Origin of the sequence: Sporosarcina sp. P20a (assembly GCF_002743175.1) — a bacterium.
Taxonomy (GTDB): Bacteria; Bacillota; Bacilli; order Bacillales_A; family Planococcaceae; genus Sporosarcina.
Genome location: NZ_PDYT01000008.1, coordinates 1 through 15,272 on the forward strand (window position 1 = coordinate 1; position 15,272 = coordinate 15,272).

Consider the following 15,272-nt stretch of genomic DNA (forward strand, 5'->3'; position numbering starts at 1 on the left):
CAATCCAACGAAGGCGCCTGCTGTGGTAGGCGTAGCGAGGAGACAAAGACAGGCGAACTTCCTGTCTCTGGCTCCTCGCGAAAGCCATCCACCAGCGCCGAAGTGGGGACAATGAACTCTCCACTTACATAGGTAGCTAAACCACAACCCCATGACCAAACAGGAATAAGAAAATGCACGTGCAAGAACCACAACCCAAAGCCGCTTATTACGCACACTTAACAGAAACGCAATCCCCCAGCACTTCAACGATTCAAAGCAGACGCTTGCCACAGCGCCAAAGTAAAGCCAACGACCACAACAAACAAATCCCCTTCATACAAAAAAGGCCACCCCGGAAGTCAGCTTGCACTTCCGGGATAGCCCCTAACCATACTTTATTCTACTCAATCAAGCTGTAAATCCGTGATTACAATGACGTCCTCATGACGCAAAAGCTTTGTAATCGGCCACTCCTTCGTAACCTCTCCAGCTTTTAATTTCTCCATTGCCGCACGCTTCTTCTCACCAAATGCAACCATGATTAACTTCCTCGACTTTACAATAGAAGAGATCCCCATCGTCAACGCGATATTCGGTATCTTATCATCGTTTTCGAAATACTGACTATTCACGCCCAATGTGGAGTCCGTCAATGTCGCAACATGTGTTACTGAATCGAATGACGTTCCTGGTTCGTTGAATGCGATATGACCATTCTCCCCTACTCCAAGAAGTTGAATATCTAGCGGATGAGAGTCCAATTGATTCTCATAGTCTTTACACTCTTCATCTAAATCTTCAGCCATACCATTCGGAATATGTGTTTCTTTAAATGGCTTTTTGCTGAATAGATGCTGATCCATAAAGTATGCATAGCTATTCGGGTTGTCTGCGTCAATACCGACATATTCATCTAAATTGAATGCCGTAACATTCGAAAAGTCTAACGACGAATTCGTCCATTCATCGTAAATCGGAATCATCGTGCTGCCTGTAGCTAGCCCAAGTACATGCAATCTATTATTTTGAAGTTCTTCAGAAATCAGTTTGAATACTTCCTTCGCACCTTCTTCAGGGCTTTTTACTGTAATCCATTTTACATTTTCCATTTCACACACCGGCTTCCTAGGTTTCACCTTAGTATATTATAATTTCTATTCAACATACGGTCAATATTGAGTACATATTATCTCAATCTGTATTCATCACTCTATTCACTGTACACGCTAAAATCCATTACGCAACTGATGAACTATTCAGACAGACCTTTCATCCTAGTTCGAATCACAATTCTAGTGAAATGTGTATGACAAAAGCATGTAAAGTGATTGAACATATTGTGAACATTGCTTTTAATCTTCAAATCATAGGGATTTCCCTAATTCTTTATTCCCCCACGAGGATTATGATGAAAGTACGAATTCAGTTTAGACAAGGAGGTGGCCGTATTGAGCAAGAAGATATCTTCTACAAATCAACCAAAAGAAGAAACGAATTTAAAAGGTACCTTGATCATGGTAATGATCGTCGGGATCGTCATCCTTGTCATGTGGTTCGGCGCTTACGGATTATTCTTATCTAGATAATATCTAGCAACAAAGGAGGAAACATTATGCATTTGCATAAGTATGAAAAAGTATGGCTTGTGTTCGGTTTAGCATCATTGGTTTTATTCTTACTCATTATTGGCTTTGCAGCATTCTGGAAAGGAACACATCCACAAAGTCACATCGAAACAATTGATCCACAAAACGTCGAAGCAAATGAATCATTCCAACCTGAAAATCTGGGTCTGACAGAAGTGGCTGACGGAAAATACGTTGTCAATATTGTCGCTTCTGCTTTTAACTATGACTTCGGTAAAGAAGAAGACGGAACCGCTACTAAGACGATTCGCGTACCGAAAGGTTCCACGGTTCTTTTCCAAGTAACAAGTAAAGACGTCGTTCACGGATTCCAAGTGGCAGGTACAAATGTCAACATGATGGTCGAACCTGGACATATCAGTCGCTTCGAATCGGTCATGAAAAATGGCGGCGAATTCACAGTAGTCTGTAACGAATATTGCGGCATCGGTCACCATTTGATGTTCGGCACAGTGGAGGTGTACTAACCCATGGAATTATTTAATTTCTCAAAAAAAGAATCCAGATTGTATATGGCCTTTATGCATGTCACATTCATCTCCCTTTTAGTGGGTGGATTGATGGGACTACTTCAGACTTTAGTACGTTCCGGTAAATATACGTTACCATTCAACATTGATTACTATACAATCTTAACCACGCATGGTGTCATACTCGGTCTAGTATTGACTACGTTCTTCATCGTCGGTTTCCAATTCTCTCTTATGGGGAAAACAGTCGGAATTTCAGACAAACAATTACTGTGGGGCTGGATTTCATTCTGGGTCATGTTAGTGGGTACAGTATTATCAGCATGGATGATCTTAACAGGTGAAGCGTCTGTATTGTATACATTCTATACTCCACTTCGCGCGCATCCTATTTTCTACATCGGTCTGACATTAGTAATTGTAGGTAGCTGGATTGCAGCTTTCACTAACTTCCGTCAACTATATGTATGGAAGAAAGCCCATAAAGGTGAAAAGTCTCCTTTACTTGCATTCATGGTCGTTATTAACATGATTATGTGGTTCGTTGCGACACTTGGTGTAGCGTACTCAGTTATTGTATTGATTCTACCTTGGTCTCTAGGGTATGTAGCAACAGTCAACGTATTATTGACACGCACATTATTCTGGTACTTCGGTCACCCGCTAGTTTATTTCTGGTTATTACCTGCTTATATGGCTTGGTACGCAATTATCCCGAAAATTATCGGCGGAAAGCTATTTAGTGATTCACTTGCAAGACTTGCATTCATTCTATTGTTGATGTTTTCGATTCCGGTCGGATTCCACCACCAATTAACTGAGCCAGGTATTGATCCAACTTGGAAGTTCATTCAAGTAGTCTTAACATTCATGGTTGTCATCCCTTCATTGATGACTGCATTCTCTTTATTCGCTACATTTGAAATTACAGGTAGAAGAAAAGGCTATAAATCCCTATTCGGCTGGTTCAAAAAGCTTCCTTGGAAAGACGTTCGTTTCTTAGCACCATTCGTTGGTATGGTAGCATTCATCCCGGGTGGAGCAGGCGGTATCATTAACGCTTCTCACCAAGTAAACTCTCTTGTCCACAACACGATTTGGATTACAGGTCACTTCCATTTAACAGTTGCAACAACAGTGATCTTAACGTTTTTCGGGATTGCTTATTGGTTGATTCCTCACTTGACGGGGCGCCGCTTGACTCCTAGATTAAATAAATTAGGAATCATTCAGACGTTTATCTGGGCAATCGGTATGACGATCATGTCCACTTCCATGCATATTCAAGGGCTAATCGGCGGACCTCGTCGTTCAGCATTCTCTGAGTACGCAGGTGGAGATCAAGTTTCTACATGGATTAGCTACCAGATGTGGCAAGCTGTCGGTGGAATCATCTTATTCGTTGGTATTCTGTTGATGTTCTACATCTTCATTCAACTGGCATTCTTCGCTCCACGTGGTTATGAAGAATATCCAATCGCTGAAGAAGAGATAGATGCTGAGAAATCACCGAAGATTTTGGAGAACTGGTATTTATGGATTGGTATTACGATCGCATTGATTCTATTCGCGTATACGATACCGATGATCGATATCATTAAGCACTCCCCTCCTGGCTCCATTCCATTTGACTGGCCAATCGGACGATCTTAAACAGCAGAAAAGCCCTGAAGAATCCGAAGTCTTACTACGGATTCAAGGGCTTTTTTTATAGTTTGACTTACGATATGACAAATATAGTTATTATAATTACCTATAAAATACATAGTGACCATTTACAAGTAGTAGGTCTTGAGAACCTATAAGAAGCAAAATATATATATTTTCTAGTATTTACACATATGTCTAAACTAATTCACTAATGATTTATCAATGAAAAATAAGTCTAAAGTTACGTTTAATATCCAATATTGTATTGTATGATAGGTTCATAGGTTTAAACATAAATTAACACGCAGCAGTATAAAGTACCAAATCTAGTATACTTAAAGGAGATACGTCGAAATGAAGAAAATTGCTCTAGCCGCGATCGCCTCTCTTATGCTTGCTACAAGCATCTCAGTTGGTAGTGTTGCCGCTGCATCAAAAACGCATATCGTGCAAGCAGGGGAAACTCTTTACAAGATTTCCAATCAGTACAAGATTACGGTAACTGAATTAAAACGTCTGAATTCTCTCACTTCTAATGATATCAAAGTTAAACAGAAACTAATAGTAGAAAATAAGACGAACTCTTCAAAAGCTGTCTCTTCTACTAATTCATTCGGTACATTATCATCAAGTAAGCCCGTAGTACAGCCTCCTGTTGCTGTTACTAACCAAGCGCTCGGTAAAAAATTAGTAGATATTACACAACCGTTACTAGGAACTCCTTATGTATGGGCAGGTGTAACGCCATCTGGATTTGATTGTAGCGGATTCATTTTCTACGCATTCAACCAAGCCGGCGTTAAAGTTCCTCGATTAGATACAATCGGTTTCTATAACCGTTCACTTTTCATAAAAGATCCGGTTGTAGGAGATTTATTATTCTTCCAAAATACATATCGCCCCGGCATCTCACATATCGGTATTTATCTTGGCGGTAATGAGTTCATTCACGCAGGGACGAAAGCAATTGAAATCGCTTCACTAGACTCTTCCTATTGGAAATCACATTTCATGGGCTTCAAGCGCTTTGTAGATGTAAAATAATCAATAAAAAACGGGTTGCCCTAGAAGTCATCATGACTTGTAGGACAACCCGTTTTATTTATTGTATTGATTATCGTGCAGAATACCCGCCATCAATGACAAGCTCTGCACCTGTAATATACGATGCTTCATCGGATGCTAAGAAGAGTACAGCATTGCCTACATCTTCCGGCTGACCCAAACGTTGAAGTGGTGTCATTTTAATCAACATATCTAGTTGAGCTTTAGACTCTTCAAGATTTGCTACCATTGGCGTTTGGATAACTCCTGGGAATACTGTATTCACACGAATACCTGCATGTCCATATTCTGCCGCTGCTGCTTTGGAGATCGCACGTACTGCACCTTTTGAAGCCGAGTACGGATTCAAGCCCATACCAATCAAAGCAGTATAAGATGAAATATTGACGATTGCACCTTTTTTCGCTTCTTTCATGTATTTTGAAACATGCTTCATACCTAGGAATGTACCGAAGCTATTGATATCTGAAAGTCTGCGCCAATCTTCAATCGTGATCTGATCCACAGTTTTTTCAGTTGAGATACCAGCATTATTGACAAGAATATCAACTTTACCGAAGTGATCGACAGCTTTTTTCATAGCTTCTTCCCACTCTGCGTCTTCAGTCACATTCAACTTGATTGTGAAGATATTGTCTTGTCCACCCCACTTTTCTTCAAGTGCTGTTGTATTGATGTCAGCTGCAATTACTTTCGCACCTTCTGCTGTAAATTGCTTTACCATCATTTCACCCATACCGGATGCTCCACCTGTAATGAATGCTACTTTATCTTGTAATCTGCTCATACTATATCTCTCCTTTATTGTTGTTACTGTCATATACTTTAACACTAAACTACATTTGGTTCAATTATTCGGATCGTCAATATCTTCATCAAATGTTGAACGTTTCTCCCCCTCTCACTTTATACACATCTTGTATAGGCCATATGCATACGGTATAATAATATATGTATATATACTCTATAAGTGGGAGAAGTGAACAATTATGTTCAAAGACCAACGTTATCTTAATTATAATGCAGCGGGCTTCCGGCAGGATCTAATTGCAGGGATTACTGTTGGAATTGTAGCCATTCCGCTTGGGATGGCTTTTGCTATTGCTTCTGGTGTGAAACCCGAATACGGACTGTATACTACGATCATCGCAGGTCTTTTAGTCGCCTTGCTAGGTGGTTCACGTTACCAGATTGCGGGTCCTACTGGTGCATTCATTCCCATATTACTAGCTATTGTTTTGCAATATGGTTATGAAGATCTTCTAATCGCTGGATTTCTTGCTGGTATTCTCCTCGTCATCATGAGCTTTCTCGGTGTCAGTAATCTCATTCATTTTGTGCCGCGATCGGTGACGATAGGATTCACCGCTGGGATAGCAGTCATTATATTCACCGGCCAATTCCAAAACTTCTTTGGATTAACGGGAGTTGAGAAAAAAGAGTTCTTCCATGAAAGCATGATGGAAATCGCTCGGCATTTTCATACAATCAATACATTTAGTATCTTAACTGCCGCAATTGGTTTGGTCGTCATCTTCCTTTTACCGAAAATCGCACCTAAGGTTCCATTGCTACTTATTGCGCTCCTGGTTCCTACTATCTGTTCGATTTGGTTCTTCCCAGGTAAAGTGGAAACGATCGGTACAGCATACGGCGGCATTCCGCAACATCTGCCTAGTTTTCATTTCCCCGAGATTACACTTACTAAACTGGTGAACCTCTGGCAACCCGCTTTAATCATTGCTGCACTCGGTGCGATTGAGTCCTTGCTTTCCGCAGTCGTTGCAGACGGAATGAAAAGTAAAGTTCCAAAGCACGATTCCAAGAAAGAATTATTCGGCCAAGGGATCGCGAATATCATTACACCGTTATTCGGTGGAATTCCAGCTACAGGCGCCATCGCTCGTACCGCCACAAATATAGGCTCAGGTGCAGTCAGCCCGATATCCGGCGTCGTGCAAAGTTTATTTGTATTAGCGTTCTTATTACTATTCGCACCTTACGCATCTTATATACCGTTAGCCGCAATGGCACCCATTTTGATGTTCGTCGCATGGAATATGAGTTCACGAAAAGCCTTCGCTCAGATTGCTTCGTTACGCTCGGGCGATTCGATTGTGTTACTGACAACTTTTCTGTTGACGATATTCGTGAATCTAACGATCGCAGTCGAAGTCGGAATCTTGCTTGCGGCCCTATCGTTCTTACGCAAAATGAGTGGCTCTTTGGAAATTAAAAAGAGTAAACTGAGTGACGTTGAGAAGTTCAAGTTGTCTACAGAAAGTGAATCCGAGCTAATTAAGTTCAAACTATCCGGTCCCCTGTTCTTCGGTACAGCGAAACACTTCGAGGATCGATATCCTGAACTATTGAATCTTGAGCAGAAGACGATCATTTTAGACATGAAAAATCTAACAGCTATCGACGCAACAGGCGAAGCGGCCCTTTCTGCCATGCTTGACGAAGCAGTTCGCCAAAACAAGCGACTCATTTTCAAGAGAGTACCTCCTGAAAAAGTGAGCTTGTTCAAACGTAGTGGGTTGTATGACAAGATTGGTGAGGATAACTTCTTTATGTTGTGAGTGTTGGTGATTGGGGCACCGCTCGACTTGTCGTTGGGGATTGAAGTTAGTGCGTGCCTGCGCTACTGAGTGGTAGTAATTTTGGTTGTTGTTCTAAGAATGCTAATTAGCATGCCTTATCCAACCTTTAAACGCGGTTGGCGGAAAGACTATGCGGCTGCGGGTCTTTTTCACTTTTGGTTTGGGGCGTGGCTCGACTGGTTGTTGAGGACGGAAGTTGGTGAGTGTCTGCTTTCTGGACTCGCGCAGGCACGTGGGGGATTGCCTACAGCGAGCCAGCTGGCAAAGTTCCGCCAGTTGGCTCTTGGCCACGGCCTACCCCGCAGTTGTGCCTGCGCTACTAAGTGGTAGTAATTTTGGTTGTGGTTCTAATAAGATAAAAGATCAGCTACATCATGATATCTATTATGTATCACTTGCGAAAGAATTCTACGAACTGTCCTACACATGATACAACGAAGGCGACTGCTGTGGTAGGCGTAGCGAGGAGACAAAGACAGGCGCACTTCCTGTCTCTGGCTCCTCGCGAAAGCCATCCACCAGCGCCGTAGTGGTGACAATGAACTTGCCACTTACATAGGCAGCTAAACCACAACCTCCTGCTCAAACAAGAAAAAGAAAAAGCACCTGCAAGAACCACTACCCAACGCCGCTTATTACGCAAGCTAAACAGAAACGTAATTCATTAGTCACTTACGAACTAACTCCTTTAAAAACAACTACCCGAACTGCCCCACACCCACTCCAACGAAGGCGACTGCTGTGGTAGGCGTAGCGAGGAGACAAAGACAGGCGAACTTCCTGTCTCTGGCTCCTCGCGAAAGCCATCCACCAGCGCCGAAGTGGGGACAATGAACTCTCCACTTACATAGGCAGCTAAACCACAACCTCCTGACCAAACAGGAAAAAGAAAATGCACATTCAAGAACCACAACCCAAAGCCGCTTATTACGCACTCTTAACAGAAATGTAATCCCAAAATCACTTAGTCCCAATTTCGTTTTAAGCAACAACTCCCCTACTCAGTTACTTAAAACCACAAAAAAGCTTCCACTCAACTGATAACTGAGCGGAAGCTTTTTCCTATCATTACAACTTCCATTTAAATCGAGCATAGCCCGCAAGCAACAAGAAGTTGACCGCGGCACTAATGACCGTACCGTACGCAATGGCCTGCGCACCAATCTGATCAACAAACGCAAATATAATACCGATATTAATTCCAAACACGCTGATCAAACTAAAGATGATCGGTGTGATTGAATTTCCTTTGGCATAATAAAAACGAGTGACATATGTATTAGCCGCCAAGAAGAACATCGAAAGCGCAAATACTTTGAACACCGGTACCGTCAACATAATGGACTTCTCATCGAAATTCCCATAACCGAATACTAAACGGATTAGCGGCTCAGCTAGGAAGTAGCAGAACACCGTCGCCGGCAATAGTAACGCGACCATGTAGAGCATACCTTTCTTGTAAAGCGCCTTGACCGTCTTCGTATCCCCTTCGCCTTCTTTCTTCGCGAGCATCGGATAAATGACCGTCGTTACGGCTGTCATGAGAATGGCTTGTGGAAAGCCTGTTAGTTTCGATGCGTAGTTAATAGAAGAAATCGCACCTTCTCCTAATCCTCCTGCTGCAATACGGTGAATAATGAAGTAGAACTGCAAGGATGCGCCACCGAATAAAATCGGAAGGGCTAGCCACCACATTCTCTTAATATCCGTCGGCATGCCGAATGAAGGTTTCAGTGAAGAGAGATCTGCACGTTTGATTCCCCAAAATAGGAAGAGTCCCATTAAGATTGCACTGACCATTGCACCGACACCGTATGATTCAGGTCCAAGCCATTTTGTTAGCGCAAAGCCTACTCCAACAAACGCCGCGTTATACAGTAAGATCGCTAGACTCGACAACTGAAAACGATCATTAATGTTCAATAATCCACTCATCCATGTCGACATGACCAATACGATTGAAGATGGCATCATCCAAAGGAAAAGATTTCTTACTAATGTATAGTCTTCATCACTTAAATCTTTAAAGAATAGGTTCAGTATTGGATTCGTCAATACGATAATGACTAATGTAACGAGTGTGGCAGTTATGACAACTGTCGTGAATGCCTTGCGCACAAATAATGGTTTGTCCATATTTGAGGAATGATAGATTGATATAAAGGCAGTCGTTAACGCTCCGCCAAGCACTAGATAAATAAAGTTCGGTATCGTATACGCAGTCGCGATAGCATCCGCCACTGTCGATGTACCATATTGTATGCCAATCACGACTTCACGACCGAAGCCAAATAATCTTGCTACAATATTAATGATGGCGACAGTGCCAATGATCTTAAATAATTTACTCATTTGGAAGATCCCTTTCCATTCTGTTCATAGATATCGTTCAACCTTTTGACGATTACTGTTGAAGAATGTTGCTGAATCACTTGTTGCGTGACTTCATGCTGCTCTCTTGTCACTTCATTCGCAAGTGCTATCTCGAGTCCAGCGGCTAAAGCTTGTGCATTACGTGGCTCAACTAGGGTTCCGACATCTTCTTTCAATAAATAAGGTAAACCTCCAACATTCGTCGCTACGACTTTAGCTCCCGACGCAAGCGCTTCGAGTGCCACTAAGCCGAACCCTTCGTGGTATGAAGGTAAAGCGAGAATATCTGCTGCCGACATCCATTTCGCAAGTTCAGTCTGGCTAACCGGCTCTTTAAAGTGAATCCCTGCATTGTTGCCGACTTTCGCCTTCACTTCTGTCGTAAAACGCTGGTCCTTCTGTGAACCTACTATATATAGAAGGAGATCGTTATATGTTTCTTGTAATTGTTCAAATGCATCGATCAATTCCATGACACCTTTTGCTTCGATCACATTTCCTACAAAGAGAATTACTCGTTCATTCAAAGGCACGTCCAATAAAAGCCGAACCTCTTCCTGACCCATCGGTTTAAAGATACTCGTATCGACACCCATACTCATAACTTCTACTTTGCTAGAGGCAATACCATAGTCATCGATGACGTCATTTCGCAACTTCTCCCCCACTGTAATAACTTCTGAGGATTCTTGTAAAATACGATTAGTGAGTTTTGCGATACGTGGACTTTTTTTAGCCATTTTATCTAGATCTCCACCATGCACTGTTACAACGTACGGTATCTTCCATAATTTCTTTGCAAGCAACGACACCAGTCCAGTAGGAAACGCGTAATGCGCATGTGTAATGCTGATTTTCTTTTTATGCTGTAGGACATATAGAAGGGATTGTGTTCCCCATGATAGATATTTGGTTATTTTTCCGATTTCCCCTTTGCCCGGATCATGTATGGCGATGATTTTAACGTCTACACCATCATTCTTTAATTGTTCCACTTGATTTTTCACAAAGATTCCATAGGTTGGATGCTCTGTGGATGGATACATATTACTAAACACTACTACTTTAGGCACTCATAACTCATCCTTTATTACTTACTGTCATAAACTAATAAGCTCTTTTATATGTTGAATGATTATACCACAAAATATAGGGATATAAAGTCGCAATAGCGTTTAACTGAATATTTTATCTGTTCCGTATAATTAAAATTCAATTAGTTTTTTATACTAACATTTCAGTTGTGTGTCAGCGTGTAATTTTCTTGTAATATAAATGTAATAATTTCTATGTTTATCCGTGCTAATATATTCCTAGATTACAAAGCGCAACAATGATTGTGCGAAAGGGGAATTTGAGAACAGCATGAAACGTCTAATAACTCTGGTCATGGCAAGTCTACTATTCTTTTCATTTGTACCAGAATTTGCTTCCGCAAACTCACCAACGTCATTAGTAAGCACAGCGAAAAATTATATGGGAACACCTTATCGTTTAGGTGGGACAACCCCAACAGCTTTTGATTGTTCAGGATTTACACAATACGTATTCAATAAAGAAGGTCTTTCTATACCAAGAACGACTGGTCAACAAATCGGAGTCGGTACTTCCATTTCCAAAAGCAATCTAGAAGTTGGAGATTTAGTATTCTTTAATACATCAGGTCGCGGCGTATCACACGTTGGCATCTATATAGGATCTAATAACTTCATCCATGCTTCTGTGAGCAAAGGTGTCATGGTATCATCATTGGATGATCCATACTACTGGAAGAGCCGTTATATTGGTGCACGTCGCGTAGCGAACTTCACTGATAACGTCGTTAAAGAAGAACAAAAGGTGGCTGCATCCGCTCCTGTTAAAGAAATTGTTTATGCAACTCGCGGTGAAATAGCACAGGTACTTGCTGAAAAGTTAGACCTTGATATGACAACAGTTAACACAACATTTAAAGACGTGGATGAATCAAATCCTCATTACGAAGCAATTTCCGCAGTCGCTGAAGCGAATATCTTCTCTGGCGATGCAGGTAACTTCAATCCAAATAAAGAATTAACTCGCGCTCAAATGGCAAAAGTTTTAGTAAGTGCATTTGAACTAAGAGGTTCTGCTATTGCGAATTTCTCTGATGTTCCTAATGGTCACTGGGCAACAGAATATATCAATATTTTATTCCATCACGAAATTACAACTGGTTACTTAGATGGTACGTATGGTTTATCAGACAAAGTATCAGTTGGACAACTAAATAAATTCATTGATCGTATCAATAATTAATGATCCTACCGAATGTTCAAACTAGAGCATTCGGTTTTCTCTGAATTCAGCGCTATCTCCCCCTTCAGCCCCATCCTTCCTTAAGTAGTAATGAAGAATCATAGAATTAACATTTCTTTTTTACGAGCCATGACAAAAATATCTAGTAATTAGTTTTCATAACTGGTAAAATGAACCTATGAGTCTAGTAATACATTATATTTTAAGGAGGATCTCATGAAACAATTTAAATGGGCAACAGTCGGACTGTTGCTGCTAACCATCTTAGCTCTCTCACCTCTCCAGTCATTTGCAAACTTTAAGTTTTCCGACGTCCCAGCCAATAGTGAATATTTCAAAGAAGTCCATTACATAGCGGAAAAAGGCATTATTAATCAAACTCCTAAATTCAATCCTCAAGACAACTTACGACGTTCACATGTTGCCAAGATGCTTGTTATTGCAACGGGCACACAAAATACACAGTTAAAAAACATGGAAATTAACGGATTGAAGCCAACTAGCGAACAATACAAGTTTGCTAATATAGCTCTTCAAAAAGGATATTTCCCGAACACTGACGCTAACAACTTCAAACCGAACGAAGAAATTAAACGGGATGAAATGGCTTATGCAATGTCAGTAGCGTTTAACCTATCCGAAAAAGTAACTAGCCAAAAACCTCTTGGTATGGATGATGTGAAAAACCATAAATACGCTGACCGGATCAACGGCTTGTATTATGCAGGTATTACACAAGGTGACAACAAGAAATTCTTACCGAATAATTTGTTAACACGTAAACAATTCGCATTATTCGTTGCACGTGCGATGGACAAGCAGTTTGCATTGGCTGTTAAAACACCAGATCAACAATCTAGCGTAAAGTACGTACGCGTAGCAACGGGTGACGACACAGATCCACTAAACGTACGCAGCGCACCTTCTGAGTCTTCTGCTATTATCCATGTGTTGCCTAACGGTACACTGGTAGAAGTAATTGGTAATCAAGGGATCTGGCTGAATGTACGTATTAATGGTGTTGAAGGATTTATCCATGAATATTTCACGACTCCTAATTTAAATGACGTGAAACCAAATACACCCGCACCAACACCACCACCTGTTACTACACCAAAACCGACACCTGTTGCCAAAACAATGGGTAAAGTAACGGTAAATAATTTAAACATGCGTTCTGCAGGTAACTCCAGTGCCCCAACTGTCGGTAAGCTACAAGCCGGTCAGAAAGTAGAAGTCCTGTCCATGTCTGGTTACTGGGCAAAGGTTCGTACGGGCAGTACAACAGGTTATGTGCACAAGACGTATTTGAAGTTATTGAATCAAACAGGTAATCCATTAAAGGACCGTATCATTGTGGTCGATGCTGGACACGGTGGACATGACCCAGGCACAAGCAAGAGTGGTCAAACAGAAAAAGCCATCACATTGAATGTATCAAAGAAAGTAGAAGCGAAGTTAAAAAATGCTGGCGCTAAAGTTCTTATGACGCGTTCTAACGATACGTATTATTCACTACAAGCACGTACAGATTTCGCTAAGAAAAACTTCGCAGAAACATTCGTTGCCATTCACGTGAACTCTGCAGGTTTTGCTGCAAAAGGCACAGAAGTTTTCTATGATTCTTCTTCTAACATAAACGCAACAGAAAGCCGTGATTTAGCTTCTTTCATTCAGCGTAATATTGTGCAAAAAGCCAATATGTCTGATCGCGGCGTGAAGAATAAAGGCTTTTATGTAATCAAGAATAATAACGTAGCAGCTGTTCTTGTGGAGTTAGGCTTCATTACAAACTCTCAAGATTATGCCAAGCTAACAAGCGAGCAGTATTTGAATATTTATGCTGATGCAATCTACACAGGTTTATACCAGTATTACAGCAAGCAATAATGTTCTCCCTCCTAGACATGTTCTAGGAGGCTTTTTTATGGAATGAATGCAGCTGTGTGGTCATTTTTTTGGTTGTGTTTTTCAGTGAGCTAGTAAACTGAGAGATCGTGTATAGTACCCGACTAAGAAACGCATTTGGAGGAGAGACTATGCGGCTGCCGGTCTTTGTCACTCTTGTTGGGGTCGTTGCTCGATTGGTTGTTTGATACTGAAGTCATCGAATGTATGCTTTCTGGACCCGCGCAAGCACTTGGGGGATTGCCTACAGCCAGAAGCCAGCTGGCGGTAGTGCTGCCAGTTGTCTCATGGCCACGGCCTACCCCGCAGTTGTGCCTGCGCTGCTGAGTGATATTTATTTAGGTTGTGGTTCTAAAAATGATAAATTGTGTGCCATACCCAACCTGCAAACGCGGTTAGCGGAAAGACTAGGCGGCTGCGGGTCTTTGGCACTTTTGTTGGGGTCGTTGCTCGATTGGTTATTGGGGACGGAAGTTAGTGAGTGTCTGCTTTCTGGACCCGCGCAGGCACGTGGGGGATTGCCTACAGCCAGGAGCCAGCTGGCGGTGGTGCTGCCAGTTGTCTCCCGGCCACGGCCTACCCCGCAGTTGTGCCTGCGCTACTAAGTGGTATTTATTCTAGTTGTGGTTCTTATAGGAAGAAGATCAGTGACATCGTGATATCTAGTATGTATTTCTAGCAAAAGAAGTGTAAGAACTGCCGTACACCCAATCTAACGAAGGCGACTGCTGTGGTAGGCGTAGCGAGGAGACAAAGACAGGCGAACTATCCTGTCTCTGGCTCCTCGCGAAAGCCATCCACCAGCGCCGAAGTGGGGACAATGGACTCGCCACTTACATAGACAGCTAAACCACAAACTACTGATCAAACAGGAAAAAGAAAATGAACGTGCTAGAACCACAACCCCATGCAGCTTATTACTTACGTTTGAAAGAAACGTAATAAGCCAGCACTTCCACGACTAAAAACAACAACCCGAGCTGCCCTACAGCCAATCCAACGAAGGCGACTGCTGTGGTAGGCGTAGCGATGAGACAAAGACAGGCGAACTATCCTGTCTCTGGCTCCTCGCGAAAGCCATCCACCAGCGCCGAAGTGGCGACAATGCACTTGCCACTTACATAGGCAGCTAAACCACAACCTCCTGATCAAACAAGGAAAAGAAAATACACCTGCAAGAACCACAACCCAGCGCTGCTTCTTACGCACCATCAACAGAAACATAATCCATAAACTCCCCTGCTCCCCCACTTACTCACGAAATCAAAATAAAAAACAAACAAAAAAGACCGTTACAA

At 41.9% G+C, this 15,272-nt stretch carries 11 protein-coding genes; 7 read left to right on the forward strand and 4 right to left on the reverse strand.

Annotated features, from left to right (window positions below):
* Nucleotides 1-386: 386 nt before the first annotated feature.
* Nucleotides 387-1,091 carry a glucosamine-6-phosphate deaminase gene (locus CSV72_RS08960; protein ID WP_099678044.1) on the reverse strand — a complete coding sequence of 235 codons (705 nt, stop codon included), beginning with the start codon at nt 1,089-1,091 and terminating at the stop codon, nt 387-389.
* Between the two features lie 339 nt (nt 1,092-1,430).
* Here CSV72_RS08960 and CSV72_RS17040 point away from each other — a divergent pair, with 339 nt between their 5' ends.
* The 4 genes from CSV72_RS17040 to CSV72_RS08980 all read left to right on the forward strand — a co-directional run bounded on the left by CSV72_RS17040 (nt 1,431) and on the right by CSV72_RS08980 (nt 4,792).
* On the forward strand, nt 1,431-1,568 hold the full coding sequence (locus CSV72_RS17040) for a cytochrome c oxidase subunit 2A (protein ID WP_233190525.1): 138 nt from the start codon (nt 1,431-1,433) through the stop codon (nt 1,566-1,568).
* A gap of 26 nt (nt 1,569-1,594) precedes the next feature.
* Nucleotides 1,595-2,095, forward strand: a complete 501-nt coding sequence (locus CSV72_RS08970) for a cytochrome c oxidase subunit II (protein ID WP_099635645.1) — start codon at nt 1,595-1,597, stop codon at nt 2,093-2,095.
* Nucleotides 2,096-2,098: 3 nt separating this feature from the next.
* Entirely contained in the window at nt 2,099-3,751 is a 1,653-nt protein-coding gene (locus CSV72_RS08975; RefSeq protein WP_099678045.1) for a b(o/a)3-type cytochrome-c oxidase subunit 1, read from the forward strand.
* Nucleotides 3,752-4,102: 351 nt separating this feature from the next.
* Nucleotides 4,103-4,792 (forward strand): C40 family peptidase, encoded by a 690-nt coding sequence (locus tag CSV72_RS08980; RefSeq protein WP_099678046.1) that lies wholly within the window; start codon nt 4,103-4,105, stop codon nt 4,790-4,792.
* Between the two features lie 70 nt (nt 4,793-4,862).
* Here the strand turns inward: CSV72_RS08980 and CSV72_RS08985 are convergent, their stop codons facing one another.
* Complete coding sequence (locus CSV72_RS08985) at nt 4,863-5,600, reverse strand: SDR family NAD(P)-dependent oxidoreductase (protein ID WP_099678047.1); 738 nt, start codon at nt 5,598-5,600, stop codon at nt 4,863-4,865.
* A gap of 202 nt (nt 5,601-5,802) precedes the next feature.
* Between CSV72_RS08985 and CSV72_RS08990 the strand changes: the two genes are divergently transcribed.
* Nucleotides 5,803-7,395 (forward strand): SulP family inorganic anion transporter, encoded by a 1,593-nt coding sequence (locus CSV72_RS08990; RefSeq protein WP_099678048.1) that lies wholly within the window; start codon nt 5,803-5,805, stop codon nt 7,393-7,395.
* 1,089 nt (nt 7,396-8,484) lie between these two features.
* On the opposite strand, the gene murJ is transcribed toward CSV72_RS08990, so the two are convergent.
* Together murJ and CSV72_RS09005 are read right to left on the reverse strand one after the other, a co-directional pair.
* Nucleotides 8,485-9,768 (reverse strand): murein biosynthesis integral membrane protein MurJ, encoded by a 1,284-nt coding sequence (gene murJ, locus CSV72_RS09000; protein ID WP_099635654.1) that lies wholly within the window; start codon nt 9,766-9,768, stop codon nt 8,485-8,487.
* A complete protein-coding gene (locus CSV72_RS09005; RefSeq protein ID WP_099678050.1) occupies nt 9,765-10,862 on the reverse strand; it encodes a glycosyltransferase in 1,098 nt (365 codons plus the stop codon). Before CSV72_RS09005 ends, murJ begins: the two co-directional genes overlap by 4 nt.
* Nucleotides 10,863-11,178: 316 nt before the next feature.
* Here CSV72_RS09005 and CSV72_RS09010 point away from each other — a divergent pair, with 316 nt between their 5' ends.
* Complete coding sequence (locus tag CSV72_RS09010) at nt 11,179-12,066, forward strand: C40 family peptidase (RefSeq protein ID WP_233191195.1); 888 nt, start codon at nt 11,179-11,181, stop codon at nt 12,064-12,066.
* 216 nt (nt 12,067-12,282) lie between these two features.
* Complete coding sequence (locus CSV72_RS09015; RefSeq protein WP_099678052.1) at nt 12,283-13,956, forward strand: N-acetylmuramoyl-L-alanine amidase; 1,674 nt, start codon at nt 12,283-12,285, stop codon at nt 13,954-13,956.
* Nucleotides 13,957-15,272 lie beyond the last annotated feature (1,316 nt).